Below are 18751 nucleotides of genomic sequence, written 5' to 3'. Positions count from 1 at the left end.
TTATGCAAACTCCAATAATACCTGCCCTCTTACAACATTATCCTTTTCATTAACAAAAATTTTAGCTATTTTTCCGTCTCTTTCGGCTAAAATAAGATTTTCCATTTTCATAGCAGTTAAAATCATAATTTCTTGTCCTGCCGTCACTTCCTGCCCTTCTTTTACCTTTATTGCAGCAATCTGACCGCTTAGAAGAGCTTGTAGTTCGGAGCTTTCTTCCACCACTACTTTTGAGACCATCAACGCTTCAAGTTCTGATATACGAGGAGAGCGTACAAAGGCTTTTACGCTAATACCGGCATGCGATAATAAATAACCGGTTCTGATATTTTCAATTTTAACATTTGTCTTTTTACCATTAATGATAGCCGTAAAAAGTTCATTACCTAAATTCCAGTTACTACGAATATATATTCTATCGCTTTCGTGACGTATATTATAGCCGTTTTCAACAGGTGTAATTAATACGGGGAATAGTTTATCATCGATAGTTACTACCCACCTTGTACCTATTTTGTTAGCCTGATTGTTAATATTGCCGGAAATTAAAGAAGCACGTCTTTGCTCCGATATATAAATAAAAATAGCCGTTGCTAAAAATACGGTAGTTACTTCTGAAGTTAGACTAGCCCCGGAAAAACCGTCAGGATATTCTTCTTGAATAAAGGCAGTAGAAATATCGCCGCTAACAAAGCGTGGATGTAGCATTACCGCTTCTAAGAAACTGATATTATGAGCAATACCGTTAATTATATAAGAACTCAAAGCAGAACGCATTACTTCAATTGCCTGCTCTCTTGTTTCACCGTAAGTACATAATTTCGCAATCATTGAGTCATAAAACATACTTACTTCACCGCCAAGCCCAATCCCTGTATCTATACGGATATTAGGACTCTTTGCAGGTTCGGAATAAGCTATAATTCTACCGCTAGAAGGTAAGAAACCTCGGCTTGGGTTTTCGGCACAAATTCGTGATTCAAATGCCCAACCTTTTAATTTTACATCATCTTGCGTAAATGATAATTTCTCGCCGGCTGCGATTTTTATCATCTCTTCAACGATATCTATACCGGTAATTAGCTCAGTAACAGGATGCTCGACTTGCAACCTAGTATTCATCTCTAAAAAATAGAAATTTTTATTGCTATCTACTATAAACTCAACGGTACCAGCCGAATAATATCCCACTTTTTGAGATAAGGATATTACCTGCCGATACATTTCTTGCCTTATATCTTCGGTAATAAAAGAACTTGGTGCTTCTTCAATTACTTTTTGATGGTGACGCTGTATTGAACATTCCCGCTCTCCGAGACATACACTATTGCCGTATTGATCGGCAATTAGCTGAATTTCGATATGACGGGGAGTTTGAATTAACTTCTCAATAAATAATCTATCGTCACTAAAACTATTGGCTGCTTCAAGCTTTGCCGACTCAAAAGCATTTGCCATTTCAGCGGGATTATTCACTACTCTCATACCACGTCCACCGCCGCCGGCAGCCGCTTTTACTATTACCGGAAAACCAATCTCTTTAGCAATATCCACCGCTTGCTTAACATCGTTTATAGTTCCCATATAACCCGGAACGGTACTAACTCCGGCTTCTATCGCTATCTTTTTTGCTTCAATTTTATCGCCCATTTTTTTAATAGTTCCGGCACTCGGTCCTATTAAAACAACACCTTCTCTTTTAAGAATATTAGCAAAATTTGGATTTTCCGATAAAAAACCGTAACCTGGATGTACTGCACTTGCTCCACTTTCACGAATCGCCGAAATAATATTTTTAATAGATAAATAACTTTCCGTTGCAGGGGAATCACCTATATAATAAGCCTCATCTGCATGCTGCACATACATTGAGTTTGTATCTGCTTCAGAATATACTGCAACCGACTTTATCCCCATCTTTTTTAAAGTACGTATTATCCTAACGGCGATCTCGCTACGATTAGCAATTAAAATTTTATCAAATAATGGTTTATTCATAGTTTTTTGTTACAATTTTAGTTTTTGTCATTGCGAGAAAAATTACAAAGTAATTTGACGAAGCAATCTCAGGAGTTTGTTATTGTTTCATAAGATTGCCACGCAGCCTACGGCTGCTCGCAATGACGATTTGGTATCCACACAGGAATAACGGTTATAACGGCAAGTTATCATGTTTCTTCCAAGGCAGTTCTACTTTTTTAGTACGCAGGAAATTTAATGCCTTACATATTCGCCATCTAGTATTTTGCGGTCTTATAATATCATCTAAATATCCCCTAGATGCCGCAACAAAAGGCGATGTTACTACTTTCCTATATTCATCGATTTTTTGTTTTTTAGCTTCAGGGTTTTTACATTCTTCCTTAAATATTATCTCGGCTGCTCCCTCTGCCCCCATAACGGCGATTTCTGAATTAAACCAAGCATAGTTTATATCGCCTCTAAGATGCTTGGAGTTCATAACTATATAAGCACCTCCGTAAGCCTTACGGGTAATTACGGTAATCTTCGGCACTGTAGCTTCCGCATAAGCGTATAACAGCTTAGCCCCGTGCTTAATAATACCATCATGCTCTTGAGATGTACCAGGCAGAAATCCAGGCACATCAACAAGGCTTACTATAGGAATATTGAAAGCATCGCAAAATCTAATAAATCTTGCTGCTTTTCTCGAGGCGTTTATATCTAAACATCCTGCTAAATACAAAGGCTGATTAGCCACAAATCCTACCGGATAACCTTCCATATAACCAAAACCAATAATGATATTCTTAGCAAAATCAGGTTGTAGTTCAAAAAATTCTCCCTCATCAACGATACGCTCAACAAGCTCTTTCATATCATAAGGCTTATTAGGAGTGTTAGGTATTAACGTGCTAAGAGACATATCGACTCTATCGGCAGGATCAACAGTCGAACGAACAGGGAGAGGACTACGATTGGATGACGGAAGGAAATTAAAGAACTTACGAATTTCGAGCAATGCTTCTATATCATTGTTGAATGCAAGATCGGCAACGCCGCTTTTAGTGGTATGCATCCTAGCACCGCCGAGCTTTTCTTGGCTTACTTCTTCACCTGTAACGGTTTTTACTACATCGGGACCGGTTACAAACATATAAGAGCTATTCTTAACCATAAATATAAAATCGGTTAAGGCAGGAGAATATACCGCACCACCGGCACAAGGTCCCATAATTAGGGTAATTTGCGGGATAACACCCGAAGCTAAAACATTACGCTGAAATAATTCACCGTATCCGGCAAGAGCATCAACCCCTTCTTGAATTCTTGCTCCCCCTGAATCGTTAATACCGATTACGGGAGCACCGGTTGCTATAGCTTGATCGATAATATCGCAGATTTTCTTAGCATGATATTCGCCTAGAGAGCCGCCGAGTACGGTAAAATCTTGGCTATAAATAAATACCAATCTACCATTTATCGTACCATGTCCCGTTACAACACCGTCACCTAAAAACTTTTTATCCTGCATCCCCAAATTATCGCATCTATGGGATACAAACATACCTGTTTCGGTAAAGCTATTCGGATCTAATAATACTTCTATGCGTTCTCGTGCAGTTAACTTACCTTTTTGATGTTGTGCGTTGATCCTAGCTTCACCGCCCCCTTGCCTTGCAATATTTTTTCTCTCATCCAGTAACTCAGGAGAGATTATATTACTTTGATTCATAGATTATTTATAGTTTTATTTTCCAAAATATCCAATATAATATAATAATGCTAATGTGAAAAGATAATTATTTATGTCATCTACCGAAGATACCAAAGAAAAACCTTCAATAGCTAAACCGGCAGCTAAATTTAATAACTTATCAACTGCTTTAAAAAAGAATTTACAAAGAAGAAAGAAAGTACAAAAAGAAAAGAATAATAAAGAAAAAATTGATACTAGGCTCTGTGAACATTTCTAATTGATTTGTTATTTTGAGGAGAATAAAATATGAATTTACATGAAGTAATAATTAAAATTAGTAAAATTTTTTCTCTTTATTATTCCCAAACAAGATATAAAGCAATCTAATAATAATATTCCTGCTAATAGAGAAGCAATGCACGATTATTATGAAGATTTAAATAATCCTCATTAAAAAGTATTTATCTATATGCAATTTGACATATTAATATAAATTGCTAATATTATTTGACAAAAACCTTAGGTTAGGGTAATAGTTAGGAACTATGACATAATTAAAGTAATATGACAAAATGGTAATTTATGCAAACTATGCGTACTAAACTTGGAGAAGGTGGCAGAATTGTTATTCCTGCATCATTCCATCAGAATCTTCACCTACTACCAGGTGATGATATAGTATTACATATGAAAAAAATATAATCTATATTACAACCCCAAATCAAGCTCTAGCTGAACTACAAGCAATGGTAAAAAATTACACTGATTCTACAGGAGAAAGAATCTCTCTTGTAGATGAATTAATAAAATCAAGACGTTTAGAAGCAAGTCATGAGTACATAGAGTAGTACTTGATACTTCAGCACTTTTAGCCTTACTACAAAATGAACCAGGTAGCACAATAGTTAAGCCTTTGATACAATTTTCTTGTATGTCTACAGTAAATATTACAGAAGTATTAACTTCATTGCAACGTATGAAAATTACTATGGATACAGCTTACACCTTAGTTACAGAAATAATACCGTCTATTATTCCATTTGATCTAGAGCAAGCCGCTCATACAGCCCAATTACAACCACCATACGCATCAAGTTAAGCCATAATTGTTAATAATTTTAGTGTATTTAAGGAAGATAATCTGGTTTTACGATATTTATCTTTCAAAGAAAATCTCCCCCAATCTATAATTAATTTCTTAAGGAACTGCTTTAAATCATTAAGACGTCCAGTAATAGACAGGAATAATTCTCTTGACCTTTTCTGTAGTTCAATAAATGCTTTGGTTAAACTAATTTCTCTATCATTTGCTAATTCTACACAATTCGATAATCCATGAAAAATAAGCACACTACATAATTTACCATATAATTCACACAAAACTCTTGCAGGTTTACTTCTCCCTTTAAGATTTTCAATTTTTGCATGACTTTTATATAATTTAAATAATAATTCAATTTGCCATCTTGCTCGATAAATTATCATTATATGCTCAGCATTAACCATATCCTCTGATATATTAGTGATAAATATTGACCAATCTAGTAATCTCTGGTTTCTTGAAGAAGATTTATATTTATGAGACTTAGCTAATAAATTAGCCTTCCTTCTTCTACCAATAGCCTGTTCATCAGTCAATTTATGACATATAATCCGTAGCTTAACTTTTGCTTGTTTACCTAAAAGTACATCTTTTGATAAAAAGAATTTATTATCTAATAGGTTTAATAAATCAATTTTTTCCTCAGTGATAGGGTCATATATATTAGTATCTGCTTTATAACGACTAATAAAATATGCACCAAGTTCGATAATTTGAATAAATGAAGCTGGGACAAAATAACCTAAATCAGATATTAATAAGTCCTTAGTAGATATGTTTGATAAATGTTCTCTATATCCTTGATCAGCCCTTATACCTTATCCGCCATATTGGCAGGTAGAATAATATGGCTACTATCCAATAATTTAACGCTATTAAATTGCTGCAAAATGTTGCATGCTGCAAAATGTTGCAATCAAGCGGCATAGTATTTCTAAATAATTTCAAGCATTGTTCATACATTGACTGCATAAATTTTACTGCTACCTCAGTAAACCTAAAGTCTAAGCCTTGGGCAGAAATATCTATAGTTTCTTCACTTAAAAAGTTACGCATTCCATCAAGACTACAATTACTATCGCTCATATTACCAAACACTATAGCTTTTAGAAAAGCTGAACCAGTTATTTTTCGTTGTCTCTTAATAAATCCTGTTGTAATGGATAAATTATTGGCTGTCTCTCCAAAAAACTCTTGGCATAGTTTTGCTAAGTTTACTATTTTCCCCATAGGATAAATTCTCACAATTTAGTTGTTAATCTTGCAAAAATTTATACCATATATTAGCTTCTTTTTAATTCATAATTTACTACCGTAATACCAGTATAACCTACTTGCTTTTCTTAACTTGATGCGTATGGTCACGGGTGTTGTGCGACTTATTATTCCTCTCTGTGTCATCCCGTGATTTATTCACGGGATCCAGCAAAACATATAGTGCAGTAACAATGTTGAAGTTATTTTTTCTAGACTTAGTTAGCAAGCAAACTAGATGACAGTGAAAAACTCGTAAATACCCACGTTTTGATACAGTTATTCCTGTGCCAAACCTAATGGATACACATCCTTTGTTTCCTCAGTATCTAATACCAAATTAGGTATGTTTTTAGGGGAATCTTGAATTGCTTCAGTAATTTTTGCTGCTTCTTCATCATAATTTGCTTTTTTAACAAAATAATAAGGTCTTCATATAATGATTTTTTATTTGGATTTAACCCTATAGCTCTTTTGATAGAAGCGAGTGCTTCCTCTGGATTTATTCTATGTAACTTATTAAAAAGCTCTTCGTGGTAGTATGCTTTACTTGGATCTAGTTCCATAGCTTTCTTTAATGATTTAATCGCATTATCTTGTTGTTTTTCCATTAAAATAGAACTTAAGCTATGAAAAACTTCAGCTTCCCTATTGTTATATTTTTCAGTTTTATTATAAGTTTCAATAAAATTTGAAAGTTCTTCAGGATCAGTTTCAACGAATTTTCGTAAATTGTCTTTTTCCTCTTGATATTGATATCTGTTATGAAGAGCAAGACATTTTTTAAACAGCTCCGCAATTTCATCTTTAGTCATAATCTATCCTCTATTAATCTACTATAATATAAAAAAACTAACTTGGTAAAGCTAATATTTACCCATATTGTTTTTTCCATTCTATTTTCATCTTTTTATATTTCTTATTATCTTCTGCCTCTTACCATTTTTTGAAAAATATATAGGCACTTTTCACTTTTTTTGGATCCCCCTCCTCTTTCTAATTTCTTATAATCATTTTCTTTGTCATATTTTTCCCCATCTTTATAATTAGCATAACGTCTACTTTTAGTAAAACCCATCTGCAAATATTTACGAGCCATATCAGCTCCAACAAAATCATTATCCTCTAAGTATTTTAAAAATATTTCATATATTTTTTCACTACTTTCTTTAGCAATTTTAGGAGTTTTAAACTTCCAATAAGGCAAAATTTCATTTTTATATGGTTGACAAATTAATACTCCTTGCTCACCTTTACCTACTCTATAACTTTCCAGGCATTTACGATAATCAATATCATTTTTCCATTTATAATTTTTATTATCAAAATTTAGATAGCTTGGTTTTTCCATAACTTATGATATATTTGTAATTAATAATTTATAACTACAATTTCGATGTAAGTAAATAAATCTGAAGTTTGTGAAGCTAAGTAAGTATTTTAAATAAACTTTAATTTAAAATCGTATGATTAAAAAAATAGTACAAAATACGAAAGCATGTACGTCCTAATGAAAGATCAGCTGATTACATAACACCTAACTTCATATATGGCTGTGCCGGAGGTTACAGAAATAGTTATTGTTATGTTATGCGTCATAACTATGAGACATTATATATAAATGAAAATATAGATCAAATACTTGACGTATTGGATAAACATATAGCAAGTTTACCGACTAAAATTTCCAATCAAACAGATTCTAAATATTGGACATATGATATAGGTTGTTCTACTGATGTAAGTTTGCATTGGAAACACACTAATTGGTTAAAGATATTTAATTTCTTTAAAGAACATCCACGTGCTAAAGCAACTTTTGCTACTAAATATGTTAATCCTAAACTGCTTAATTTTAATCCTGAAGGCAAAATAAGGATTAGATTTAGTTTGATGCCGGCAAGGATAAGCGAGATATTAGAGCCAAAAACGAGTCCGATTATTGAGAGAATAAAAGCAGTGAATATTTTTATTGAAGCAGGTTACGAAGTTCATCTAAACTTTTCTCCTATTATTGCTTATGAAGGCTGGCTCACCGAATATGCAAAGTTATTTGAAGATTTAGATCAATACATAAATAACCAATATAAACCGTTTATAAAAGCGGAATGCATATTTTTAACACATAACGACAAGCAGAATGAAAGAAATATTGCCTCAAATAGATTAGAGAGTGAAGCTTTAATTTGGCAACCAAACATACAGGAAAATAAAGTAAGTGAATACGGAAGCAAGGCTGTACGTTATAAAGCCGGTATTAAGAGTAATTTTATCCAACGATGGAATGTATTGCATAACAGATTGATCCCATGGAATCAAATCCGATATATCTTCTAACTCTTCCTACTTATCAAAATTACGAAACAAAAGAATAAAATTTGAAAATTACAGTTATAAATAAAAAATCACTTGCATAAAAATAAACTTATGATATGTTTCTTCACGTTGGGTTTCAATTTTATCTCCCATAAAAGTAACCCAACACTATTATCTCTCAACTGATAGGGGATATAGTGTTAGTTGAGTACAAAAGTAAAAATATAAAAAACAAGTAAAATATCGAATAGGCAAAAAATCGTTTAGCTTGTTTGTTATCAGGGGTATCATAGAATAAAGAACCGGAATAATATAGAAATACTAACCCAAGAATACCGGAAATTATTAAATATATAAAATTATTCATTCCGATAAAAAAAGGCATTAGCGAAACAATAAATAAAAGAATACTGTAAATTAGAATTTGTTTTTTAGTATATAAATTCCCTTTTACTGCAGGCATCATCGGTACTTTACAGTTTTTATAATCTTCGTTACAGAATAAAGCAAGAGCCCATGAATGCGGCGGTGTCCAAATAAAAATAATCAAAAATAATATAATCGACTCTAGAGATATAGTATTGCTTACCGCTGCATAACCTATCACAGGAGGTAATGCTCCCGATACTCCGCCAATAACAATATTTTGTATAGAACGACGCTTTAACCAAATAGTATAAATACAGATATAATAAAAAATAGTGAATAGCAGTAAAAAGGATGCAAGTAGATTAACACATAAAGCCATAAAAAATACTGCAAAAAATCCCGTTATCAAACCAAAAGATAAAGCTTCATCAGGTTCTATAGCACCTCTGACTATAGGTCTTTTTTGAGTACGTTTCATTAAGCTATCGATATCTCTATCGTACCACATATTAATTGCCCCTGCACTACCTGCACCAAGAGCTATGCAAACAACTGCAATACCGGCAATAAAAGGATGCACGGAATAAGGAGCAAGCCACATACCTACAAAACCCGTAAAAATCACAAGCGACATCACACGTGGTTTCATTAATAATATATAGTCTTTAACTGTACTCTGAGAGTAATTTATTTTACCTAAATTTATTGATTTTACCAAAGAACTCATACGATTTTTTTATTTAAGTATAAAAAGTTTTAGGTTAAAAATCAATGATTGACTTTGATGTAAGAAATGTATATATTTTCTTACAAAGCTAGATTCAAAAAGCTTTAGACAAGATGAATTGACGACTGAGCCTGCGGAGCGTACAAAAAGTACGTGAGCAAAGGCGAATGTCAGAAAATTCGCTTGTATCAAGCTTTTTGAATGACGCTGTAATTCAAATAAAAGTTAAGGATATTATCAGTGACAAAAATTGTTCGTTCTAAATATAAAGCTAGTAGAAGACTTGGGGTAAGTCTATGGGGTGATAGCAAGGATGCTTTCAATACACGAAATTATCGTCCCGGACAGCATGGGCAGAATACCATGATTAAAACTTCAGATTATGGTTTACATTTAAAAGCTAAGCAAAGATTAAAATGCCACTACGGTCGTGTCACTGAAAAACAATTTAGGAATATTTTTGCACTTGCTCAAAAAATGAAAGGTAATACCGGTGAAAACTTCATTGGGTTACTTGAAAGCAGACTTAATACTGTCGTTTATAGAATGAACATAGCTCCAACTATTTTTGCTGCAAGACAGTTAGTTTCACACGGACATATTAAATTAAACGGTAAGAAAGCCGATATAGCAAGCATACGACTAAAGGAAGGTGATGTTATAGAAGTTAAAGAATCCGTAAAACAAATACCGCTTATCCAAGAATCCGTTTCAAAACAAGGTCAAACAACACCGGGCTATTTATCATTTGATGTACCTTCATTAACCGGTAAATATTTAAGAGTTCCTGCTCTTTCTGATGTTCCATATCCTTTTGAAGCAGAAGTTCATTTAGTAATCGAGTTATATTCTCGTTAATACATAATACTGTCTTTACAAATTAAACCCACTAAGAATGTTCGTAATGTCATTCCCGCGAAAGCGGGAATTCAGTTAAAAATACTAACATTATTAGTATTTTTAGTTGTTTTTTGGATACCATGGTCAAGCCACGATATGACACTGAGTGCTTTTTTCGATACACGCAACAACGCCCGCTCGCAATGACTATATCTATTTTTAATAAACAATGCCCCATATATAGCTAGACCATAGTAAATAGGTACAGTTAAATAAACTTTAGTACGTGTTCTACAGCCATACTGATATCTTGAATTGCCCCGTAACTTTTCTTATTTCGTTCTTAATCTTAAACCAATAATGTTCTATAGGATTTAAGTCTGGGCTATATGTAGGTAAGAATAAAATTCTGCACCCAACCGACTCGATTAATTCTCTTATTATATTATTCTTATGGAAGTTGATATTATCCATAATTACTGTTTGTCCAGGATGTAATTCTTTAGTTAATATAGTCTCTACATAGGTTGTAAATATTTCTTTATTACAATTTCCTTCAAATATTACTGGCGCTATAATTTGATTATTACGAAGCCCCGCTATCATACTGATCCTGGATTTATGTTGATACACTTTGTTTCCATAACATCTAGTACCTTTTATACTCCATCCATATTCTCTACAAGCATTATCTTCTATTCCTGACTCATCAATGAATACTAGAGTTTCTTTAGAAATTTGCTGTATCTTTTCTATAAATTCATTCCTTAAACCAATATCCCTTCTGGGATGAAGATGACTTTTTTTTATAAGTGTACCCTAGTAGTTTTCTATAGTAATTTATTCTAGTTCTTTGTAATCTATTACCTAGTATAATACTTAATTCTTTAGCTGTTTTATCATGATTATTGATAATTAATTCTTCAAATTCTTTGAGATTTATTTTTGCATTATAACCCTTTGCTGGACCATAAGGTTTTGCTTTTATATCTCCTGTTTCCCATTTAAGAGTTTTCCATCTATATATAGTGTTACGACCTATATTGAATATTTTACATGCTTTAACAATTGAGAGCCCATCATCTAGAGCTTTGAATAGTTTCATTCTTAAATCGTAACTGTAACTGCTTGCCATAATTTATTTATTATCATTTATAACATATATATTAGCATAGTATGTACCTATTTACTATGGTCTAGCTATATAATAATTGTTTCTACTTGCGTATTATTTTTAAGAACATATAATGCCATAATTTTTAATAAAAATTATGATGTAATAAATGTACCAAGTGGCGGTCAAAAGAAAAAAATTGGAATCATTAAAGCTATAATTTCAAACCCTAAAATATTAATTTTAGACGAGGTGTTTGCCAATCTTGATAAAACATCTATAGAAAATGCACAACAAGCTTTAAAAGAATTTTTACCGGAAACTTTAATGCTTGTAGTACATCATGACGGTAAATTCATGACTATAATAATTTTTATGATCAGTATATAAATCTTGAAGATTTGTATGCCGGAATAGAATTATTAGGAGAATAGTCATTCTATTCAACCCTATATATTTCGAGTAAATGAAGAGTAATCTAGTTTTTTATATATGTTTTTTCTTCCTTCCCGCCGTTGCTGGAAGGTATTGTTGCGTAGAGCGTTTTTTCCGTTATTGCGAGGAAATTACGTAAGTAATTGACGAAACAATCCAGTAAAAAATTCTGATTTATAGAATTTTTTTTGTTATTTTTTTTGGATTGCCACGCTCCTTGCAGTCGCTCGCAATGACGATTAGGCGTCTACGCAACAATGCCACACGGGAATGACATAAACCACACTACTAACTAATAGCGATTATAATAAAATTTTAATTATGGGAGTTTTTTAAGATTTCTTTATAGACTTCAAGGTTTTTTCTTAGCATCAGATCAAAAGAGAAATTATTAATTACCGTATGTCTTGCCGCTTCTTGGATTTTCTTAGCAGTATCAGTACCTAAAATTGAGAAACAATAATCGATTTTCTGTGCTAACGCTTCGGCATTATTTGGTTCTACGTGGAAACCGGTTATATTATTATTTATCGTTTCTACTGCACCGCCGATATTAGTTGCAATAACAAGCTTCTCCATCGCCTGCCCTTCTATAATAGTACGACCGAAAGCTTCAGGCTCGATTGAGGCAGAAACGATAATATTGGAAATCCCATATAGGTTTATTATATCCGAATCATTACCGAAAATTTGAATTTTATTTTGAAGTTTTAGAGTAGCTATAAGCTCTTTTACTCTATTAGTAAAATTGGGATGTCTAGATATATCACCGACCATTAAACAATAAAAATCTCTATGTTTTAACTTACTTAATGCTTCTACTAAAACAAGATGCCCTTTCCAGCTTGTCATTCTAGAAGGCATTAATATTATCGGCACGTTGCTCGGTGCATCATATTTATCACGACATTTTTTAAGTTTTTCGGATGTTAAATTTGCCGGATTAAAATAATCACAAATTACTCCACGTTCAATTACTACTATTTTATCTTCATCAATTTTATAGTTTTCAAGCAAATGTTGTTTTACAAAATTAGATACGGCAATAACTTTCTCGCCTTTTAGCATTATGCTATTATAATATTTTTTAAAACTATTCGGAATATTATAAACCCCATGAAAAGTAGTCAGAAATTTAGCATTAGTCCATTTTGTTGCTAGATATGAACTCCATGCCGGTGCCCTTGATCTTGTATGAACTATATCAACATTATATTTTTTGATTATTTCTGCTATCAATTTTGCATTATTCAGAATTACAAAAGGATTTTTACTGCTACTATTCATTTTAATATGTAATATATCTTCCTTATCTAACTCTTTAACTAAAGTACCGCCTGCTGAAATTATGATAGGAGTATGACCGAGAATTTTAAGATATTTTGCAACTTCTATAGTACCTCTTTCAACCCCTCCCGAAACTAGAGCAGGAACTACTTGCAAAATAGTATATTTATTGTATCGTTTACTTGACTTTAATGAAGACATTAAATCTCAATCTATTAAAATAATTATTTAAAATGCACAAGCTTTATAATAAAACACAAGACAAATTTATTGTCTATGATAATTATAGAATAATTAATACAAATATTCCATCTGTAATTTTTTTACACAGCTTGATGTCTAGTATGAAATCAACTAAGGCTATCTATTTAATAGATTATTGTAAAAAAAACAATTATAATTTTATTGTTTTTGATAATTTCGGTCATGGAAACGCATCAGGACAATTTGAGGATCAAACAATTAGTGATTGGTTAGAAGGAGTATCACTAATTTTAGATAAATTAATTGATAAAGAGGCGATATTAGTAGGTTCGAGCATGGGAGGATGGCTAGCACTTCTTGCGGCTTTAAGATTTCCTGATAAAATAAAAGGGCTTGTGTGTGTAGCCCCTGCTCCAGATTTTACTGAAAATATTTGGCAAAATATATCTCTAAATGATCAAAATAAGATGCAAAAAGAAGGAATACTAGAAGTAAGCGGTAAAAATTGTGAGCATAAATATCCTATAAGCTATAAACTGATAGAAGATGCAAAAAAACATTTATTATTGACAAAGAAACAGATTGATATAAATACACCGCTACATATAATCCATGGGATGTTAGATGAAGACATGCCTTATAATGTTTCAGTAAAATTATTAGAAAAAATAACGAGTAAACAAATAGTAATGAAGCTAATTAAAGACGGTCACCATAATTTGTCTAGAGAAGAAGATTTAAAGGTAATGACAAATTCCTTAGAAGAAGTAATTAGCCTCTCTAATATTAAATAAATAATAAATATGTATAGCAAAATAAATAAAGTTCACAATTTTAAAGAAGTTATAGAAGCGGTAAAACAAGCCGATAATACTAACTTGGTGCTTTTTGATGTAGATGAAGTAATTGTAATGGATAGTGATGAATCTAGGTTAACACATGATTATAGAAAAGAATTAATGAAGAGCATTGAAAAAAGACTTACTAGAAAAGAATGTGAATTATTACTTAGCATCGTTCTTAAAGATAGAAAAGCTAGATTTGTTAATCAAGATATATTAACAATATTTGCTCTACTTAAAGAAAAAAATATACCCGCAATGGGTCTTACTAAACTTCCTACCGGTAAATTCGGCGTAATTGAAGATATGATCGAATGGAGAATTCGTGAACTCACTGAATTAAAGGTAATTTTTCAAGAATTTTCACCTTTAGAAGATGAGATAATAATAGAAGATTTTAATGCCGGCTGCGGTAAACCTACATTAAAAGACGGCATAATTTACACCGCAGAATATGATAAAGGAAGCGTACTTGAATATGTATTACGCAAAACAAATTATTATCCGCAATCAATAATATTTATTGATAATATAGAAGAAAATTTATTATCATTACAAGAAACTTGTAAGAAACTTAAAATTAACTATCAAGGATTTGAATTTATGGGTTCTGCTATCGTTCCTGAACCTGATCTTGATGAACAATTAGAAAAAATCAGATTTGAAATTCTAGAAAAAGAATATAAATGGTTAACAGATGAGGAGCTTAAAAAGCACACTTTGTCATACCGTGGCTTGTCCACGGTATCCAGCTAAAAATGTTACAACAACATACGCTTTTAGTTACCTTCCCTAGATGCCGTGGACAAACTACTAGAATAACACTTATTCACCTTAGAGTATAATATTATGCCTGCAAAACTTATTGTTCTTTTTACCTTACTTATCTCACTTTCTACTATGGCAAGTAAAAAGGAAGAAGGAAAAATTACAGGAGTAAAAGCAACTAAAGTACAAATTGCCGAGCTTTACGACATATTTAATATTGTAGGGCAATGCCAGAATGATAATAGCCGTGATTATTATGCTAATGCCACCAGAGTAGTTGAAAAAGTCTCAGCACATCAAGGAGAAATAGTAAAAAAGGGGATATATTGCTGGTTATAGATAAAAACATAGCAGAAACTACTAAATCTAGAGCAGCAGCTTTATTAAATACAAAACAAGAAGATTATAATAGAAAAGAAGCTTTATTTGCTAAAAAATTTGTAAGCAACGAGGAATATAAAAGGTCAAAAAGCGAACTTGAAGATACAAAATTTAATTATTCCAAAACTCTAAAACATACAACGACATGATAATTACTGCACCCTACTCCGGTAAAATAGGCGTAATTAAGTCTATGGTTGGCGATGAAGTAAAAATAGGCGATTATCTTTTTAGCATTACCGGAACAGAAAACTCACAAAGTATTTTTACCGGAGTCTTTAAGCGGAAAAGTTGGAGTCGATACTGAAGTTTTAATTGCAGGAAAAATTAAAAGCACAATCGGAGCAGTATCGCATTACTTATCAGATAACGGTACTTTAACAGCTAAAATTATTTTACCTATGGGTACAAGAATCCTGCATAATAGCTTTGTAGATGTGATGCTTATACTTAATCCCCATAAAAATCTAACCGTCCCCGAAAGTTGTATTCAACGAAATAATCAAGGTAACTTTATCTATAAAATAGACAGTGATACAGTAAAACAATTATATGTAAAAATCGGTACACGTACAGAAGGTTTAATTGAAATTACCTCTGACGATATTAAAGAAGGTGACTTAGTCGTTACCGAAGGTATGACTAAAATCAGCGACGGCTCAAAAGTTAAGATACTTGAGGAATAGTTATTTATATATGCTTTCTAAGCCATCTCTGTATTCTAGAGATTGTTGTACGTATTCCTTCTTGCCTTATAGAAGTAATAGTTAATAAAATCAAAATTTTTGTCACAAAGCAATAGGTTCGTATTTTTTGAATTACATAGTTATTTTTGAAAAAAAAAAATATTACTTTTTTTATAGTCTTCATTTTTATTTTCTAGTAATCTTAATTGTGTAACAGCTGCTAATAACAAATTAATAGTAAACGGACTAAATTTATTTAAATAAGAATCATTAAGAACATAAGAAGTAATATTTATTAAACCTACTGAATATTTATTTGGGTCCATAAACGTATTAGTACCACCGCTAATTCGTACTTTAGACAATTCTTTGTCTATACCGCCTATTGAGTTTTTACTAGCAATAGATATCCATAAACAACAATCTTCACCGCTTCTTATATTTTCAGGGAATAAATTTTCTTGGAATAACGTCAAAGTTCCCATAACTGTCGGCGTTGCTATTGGACAAGTTTGTATGACTTGAGGAAAAACATTTCCACTAAAAAACCCGGAATGAACAGATTCTATATATTTTCCTTTTTCATTTATTTTTTTATATGAAGTATGAGAAAATATAAAATTATTTTCTTCCATAAACTTTAATTGGATTTCTATTTTATCCCCATAAAATAAATCGTCCGAATCAAGGAAAGCAATATATTTTCCTATAGCATTTTTAATACCTAAGTTACGTGCAGCAGCAGGTCCTTCATTTTTTTTATGAAAATATTTTATTCTTTTATCTTTTTTGCATATTGAAGTTAATTCTGATATATCATCAGTCGATCCATCATCTATTATAAGTATCTCAAAATTTTTGTGTGTTTGAATAAGTACACTTTCTATAGCTTCAATTGCCCAATTTATTCTATTATATACCGGTATAATAACACTAACTTTAGTATCATGTAGTACTTGCTTAGCCATAGTATTTGCTAAATTACAGGCTTTATTATATGGAGTATTATTTGATAAAAAATTAGCTGTACGAGTTAAAAATAAATAAGAAGAACCTTCCATTTTAATCATTTCTTCTTCTGTTAACTCACGAAGAAACGATGACCATAATACATTACATTCTTCGTTATGATTTGATATTTTTTTACTACCTTGCTCTGAATGAAAACGAGATTTAATTAGGATAGACTCATCAAAATGAATAGGAGCAACACGGAAAATTTTAAACCATAAATCATAATCTTGCGTTGTCGGTAAAGCTTCATTAAATATACCGACTTCATGAAAATATTTAGCAGGAATTAATAACGAACAACCATGTATTAATCCTCGTAATAAAGGTAATAAAGAAATATTAAGTTTATTTATATGTAGCACACTATCCGGTTTAATATAACGTAGAGAGTTTCCTTTTTCATCAATTAATTCATAACCGCCATAAATGATAGTATCTTTATTATCTAATTTATTTAATATGTTAACTTGATACTCGATTTTATTAGGATAATATATATCATCATGGCTAAGCCATGAAAAATACTCCCCTTTCATGTTTTTTATACCATAATTTAAAGCCGAACCGCAGCCGCCGTTTTCTTTATGAAAATAGCGTATTTTATCACCGTATGATAATGCTACGCGTTCTGTCTCTCCATTATCTTTTGAACCATCATTAACAACAATAATTTCAATATTTTTGTAAGTTTGTGCTAAAGCACTATTTATAGCTTCTTTCATATAATTAGCCCCATTATAGACAGGTATAATAATGGAAACTAAAGTATGATAAATATTTAGAGGTTTATCTTTTCTAGTTGTCATAACTTTTAAAAATAATTTATAAAATGTTAGTTTTATTGTTTAAATTTTCTATAGAGCTTTAAAAAAATAGATTTTTCTTCTTCACTAATAATTAGTTTATTTTTAAGAATTTTTATTTCTTCTAAAGCATTATTTAGCTCTGTTACAGTATTATTTAATTTACTTTCATAGTTTAAGTTTTTCTCTTCGCTATTTTTAAATGCATCCCTAGTTTGCAGCAATTGTTTTAATATATCTTGGAATTGCAAACCTAACTTTTCTAAAAATTCCGGGTTCCAAGCTGAGATTGGATAGTTAAATAATTGTTTTATAGGCTTTAAATCTGAGTTACTGGATATACAGATTATAGAATTAGGAGGATTTTTTTCAGAATACGTGTCGTTAGTTACGCCATCTAATCCTTCATATAAAAATTCTTGGTTCTGATATGATTCAAAATCTTTTTCAGTAATCCAATTAACTAAATGATATATATTCCCTTCCGGTTCATTAAAAGGTACATTTACTATTAATCGTTTTTTATATTTAAGATTAAGCACCAGATTTAACCCATCTTTAATATGCTCAAGTGCATGTCTTGATACAATATAATCATATTCTTCTGCCTTTTTAATAAAACTAACTAAATCAGATTTAATATATTTTATATTAGATGCTCCATAATTTTGTTCAGCATAAATTATAGATTCTTTACTGATATCTATTGCTATAATTTCTACTCCTAATATATCGCTAAGCATGAAAGTTCCGTGTCCTGTTCCACAACCTATATCTAAAATTTTTATTTTTTGATTTAGCATTAATGGGCTATTAAGTATATCGACTTCTATAATTTTTTTAAAAATCTTATAGCTACTTTTATGACGAATTACCTCTAAAATATCATGAGTTTCTCCAGGAATTAATCTTTCTCCGTCATTATAAATTTCTTCTAACATAAATTAT

General features: G+C 31.5%; 13 protein-coding genes and 8 pseudogenes. 9 read left to right on the top strand and 12 right to left on the bottom strand.

What is annotated here, in order from left to right:
* On the bottom strand, positions 1-1998 hold the full coding sequence (locus REIP_RS02755) for an acetyl/propionyl/methylcrotonyl-CoA carboxylase subunit alpha (RefSeq protein ID WP_045803772.1): 1998 nt from the start codon (positions 1996-1998) through the stop codon (positions 1-3).
* A 154-nt stretch (positions 1999-2152) separates the two neighbouring features.
* Positions 2153-3697 carry an acyl-CoA carboxylase subunit beta gene (locus tag REIP_RS02750; protein WP_023507729.1) on the bottom strand — a complete coding sequence of 515 codons (1545 nt, stop codon included), beginning with the start codon at positions 3695-3697 and terminating at the stop codon, positions 2153-2155.
* Between the two features lie 73 nt (positions 3698-3770).
* Here REIP_RS02750 and REIP_RS11570 point away from each other — a divergent pair, with 73 nt between their 5' ends.
* Together REIP_RS11570 and REIP_RS13355 are read left to right on the top strand one after the other, a co-directional pair.
* Positions 3771-3938, top strand: coding sequence for a hypothetical protein (locus REIP_RS11570; RefSeq protein WP_197069188.1), 168 nt, complete (start codon positions 3771-3773; stop codon positions 3936-3938).
* 579 nt (positions 3939-4517) lie between these two features.
* Positions 4518-4760, top strand: a pseudogene (locus REIP_RS13355) (hypothetical protein); the annotation flags it as partial.
* Here REIP_RS13355 and REIP_RS02740 read toward each other — a convergent pair.
* The 3 genes and pseudogenes from REIP_RS02740 to REIP_RS02725 form a co-directional block, all read right to left on the bottom strand.
* Positions 4757-5993: pseudogene (locus REIP_RS02740) on the bottom strand (IS4 family transposase). The pseudogenes REIP_RS13355 and REIP_RS02740 sit on opposite strands and share 4 nt — an antisense overlap.
* Before the next feature lie 353 nt (positions 5994-6346).
* On the bottom strand, positions 6347-6832 hold the full coding sequence (locus REIP_RS12270) for a hypothetical protein (protein ID WP_231569189.1): 486 nt from the start codon (positions 6830-6832) through the stop codon (positions 6347-6349).
* Between the two features lie 107 nt (positions 6833-6939).
* Entirely contained in the window at positions 6940-7368 is a 429-nt protein-coding gene (locus REIP_RS02725) for a DUF4385 family protein (protein ID WP_008580047.1), read from the bottom strand.
* A 137-nt stretch (positions 7369-7505) separates the two neighbouring features.
* Here REIP_RS02725 and REIP_RS02720 point away from each other — a divergent pair, with 137 nt between their 5' ends.
* Positions 7506-8354, top strand: coding sequence for an SPL family radical SAM protein (locus tag REIP_RS02720; RefSeq protein ID WP_410525698.1), 849 nt, complete (start codon positions 7506-7508; stop codon positions 8352-8354).
* Between the two features lie 157 nt (positions 8355-8511).
* Here REIP_RS02720 and cyoE read toward each other — a convergent pair whose 3' ends face one another.
* Complete coding sequence (cyoE, locus tag REIP_RS02715) at positions 8512-9429, bottom strand: heme o synthase (RefSeq protein ID WP_045803770.1); 918 nt, start codon at positions 9427-9429, stop codon at positions 8512-8514.
* A 240-nt stretch (positions 9430-9669) separates the two neighbouring features.
* On the opposite strand from cyoE, the gene rpsD reads away from it, so the two are divergent.
* Positions 9670-10287 (top strand): 30S ribosomal protein S4, encoded by a 618-nt coding sequence (rpsD, locus tag REIP_RS02710; protein ID WP_045803769.1) that lies wholly within the window; start codon positions 9670-9672, stop codon positions 10285-10287.
* Positions 10288-10336: 49 nt separating this feature from the next.
* Here the strand turns inward: rpsD and REIP_RS13585 are convergent, their stop codons facing one another.
* Both REIP_RS13585 and REIP_RS09175 read right to left on the bottom strand, forming a co-directional pair.
* Positions 10337-10507: a hypothetical protein gene (locus tag REIP_RS13585; protein ID WP_410525708.1), complete on the bottom strand. Its 171-nt coding sequence runs from the start codon at positions 10505-10507 to the stop codon at positions 10337-10339.
* A 30-nt stretch (positions 10508-10537) separates the two neighbouring features.
* Positions 10538-11404 (bottom strand): annotated as a pseudogene (locus tag REIP_RS09175) (IS630 family transposase).
* On the opposite strand from REIP_RS09175, the pseudogene REIP_RS13580 reads away from it, so the two are divergent.
* Positions 11381-11599: pseudogene (locus REIP_RS13580) on the top strand (hypothetical protein); the annotation flags it as partial. The pseudogenes REIP_RS09175 and REIP_RS13580 overlap by 24 nt on opposite strands.
* Positions 11600-11635: 36 nt before the next feature.
* Positions 11636-11773, top strand: a complete 138-nt coding sequence (locus tag REIP_RS12260; RefSeq protein WP_231569187.1) for a hypothetical protein — start codon at positions 11636-11638, stop codon at positions 11771-11773.
* 179 nt (positions 11774-11952) lie between these two features.
* Here REIP_RS12260 and REIP_RS10755 read toward each other — a convergent pair.
* Both REIP_RS10755 and REIP_RS02690 read right to left on the bottom strand, forming a co-directional pair.
* Positions 11953-12041: pseudogene (locus REIP_RS10755) on the bottom strand (lytic transglycosylase domain-containing protein); the annotation flags it as partial.
* A 92-nt stretch (positions 12042-12133) separates the two neighbouring features.
* Entirely contained in the window at positions 12134-13306 is a 1173-nt protein-coding gene (locus REIP_RS02690) for a glycosyltransferase family 4 protein (protein ID WP_045803768.1), read from the bottom strand.
* A 32-nt stretch (positions 13307-13338) separates the two neighbouring features.
* On the opposite strand from REIP_RS02690, the gene REIP_RS02685 reads away from it, so the two are divergent.
* The 3 genes and pseudogenes from REIP_RS02685 to REIP_RS02675 all read left to right on the top strand — a co-directional run bounded on the left by REIP_RS02685 (position 13339) and on the right by REIP_RS02675 (position 15986).
* Entirely contained in the window at positions 13339-14103 is a 765-nt protein-coding gene (locus tag REIP_RS02685; RefSeq protein ID WP_045803767.1) for an alpha/beta hydrolase, read from the top strand.
* A 9-nt stretch (positions 14104-14112) separates the two neighbouring features.
* Entirely contained in the window at positions 14113-14907 is a 795-nt protein-coding gene (locus tag REIP_RS02680; protein ID WP_045803766.1) for a DUF2608 domain-containing protein, read from the top strand.
* Between the two features lie 93 nt (positions 14908-15000).
* A pseudogene (locus REIP_RS02675) lies at positions 15001-15986 on the top strand (efflux RND transporter periplasmic adaptor subunit).
* A gap of 4 nt (positions 15987-15990) precedes the next feature.
* On the opposite strand, the pseudogene REIP_RS02670 reads toward REIP_RS02675, so the two are convergent.
* Positions 15991-17806, bottom strand: a pseudogene (locus REIP_RS02670) (glycosyltransferase family 2 protein).
* A gap of 455 nt (positions 17807-18261) precedes the next feature.
* Positions 18262-18744, bottom strand: a pseudogene (locus tag REIP_RS12255) (class I SAM-dependent methyltransferase); the annotation flags it as partial.
* Positions 18745-18751: the final 7 nt, after the last annotated feature.

Origin of the sequence: Rickettsia endosymbiont of Ixodes pacificus (assembly GCF_000965155.1) — a bacterium.
Classification (GTDB): Bacteria; Pseudomonadota; Alphaproteobacteria; order Rickettsiales; family Rickettsiaceae; genus Rickettsia; species Rickettsia tamurae.
This window is presented reverse-complemented; position numbering and strand designations above follow the sequence as displayed.

Bases quoted from the DNA above. Each gene is read 5' to 3' on its own strand.
- REIP_RS02685 (WP_045803767.1), top strand. From the start codon at position 13,339: ATGCACAAGCTTTATAATAAAACACAAGACAAATTTATTGTCTATGAT.
- cyoE (WP_045803770.1), bottom strand. From the start codon at position 9,429: ATGAGTTCTTTGGTAAAATCAATAAATTTAGGTAAAATAAATTACTCT.
- REIP_RS02680 (WP_045803766.1), top strand. From the start codon at position 14,113: ATGTATAGCAAAATAAATAAAGTTCACAATTTTAAAGAAGTTATAGAA.
- REIP_RS02750 (WP_023507729.1), bottom strand. From the start codon at position 3,697: ATGAATCAAAGTAATATAATCTCTCCTGAGTTACTGGATGAGAGAAAA.
- REIP_RS11570 (WP_197069188.1), top strand. From the start codon at position 3,771: ATGTCATCTACCGAAGATACCAAAGAAAAACCTTCAATAGCTAAACCG.
- REIP_RS02725 (WP_008580047.1), bottom strand. From the start codon at position 7,368: ATGGAAAAACCAAGCTATCTAAATTTTGATAATAAAAATTATAAATGG.
- REIP_RS02690 (WP_045803768.1), bottom strand. From the start codon at position 13,306: ATGTCTTCATTAAAGTCAAGTAAACGATACAATAAATATACTATTTTG.
- REIP_RS13585 (WP_410525708.1), bottom strand. From the start codon at position 10,507: ATGGGGCATTGTTTATTAAAAATAGATATAGTCATTGCGAGCGGGCGT.
- REIP_RS02755 (WP_045803772.1), bottom strand. From the start codon at position 1,998: ATGAATAAACCATTATTTGATAAAATTTTAATTGCTAATCGTAGCGAG.
- REIP_RS12270 (WP_231569189.1), bottom strand. From the start codon at position 6,832: ATGACTAAAGATGAAATTGCGGAGCTGTTTAAAAAATGTCTTGCTCTT.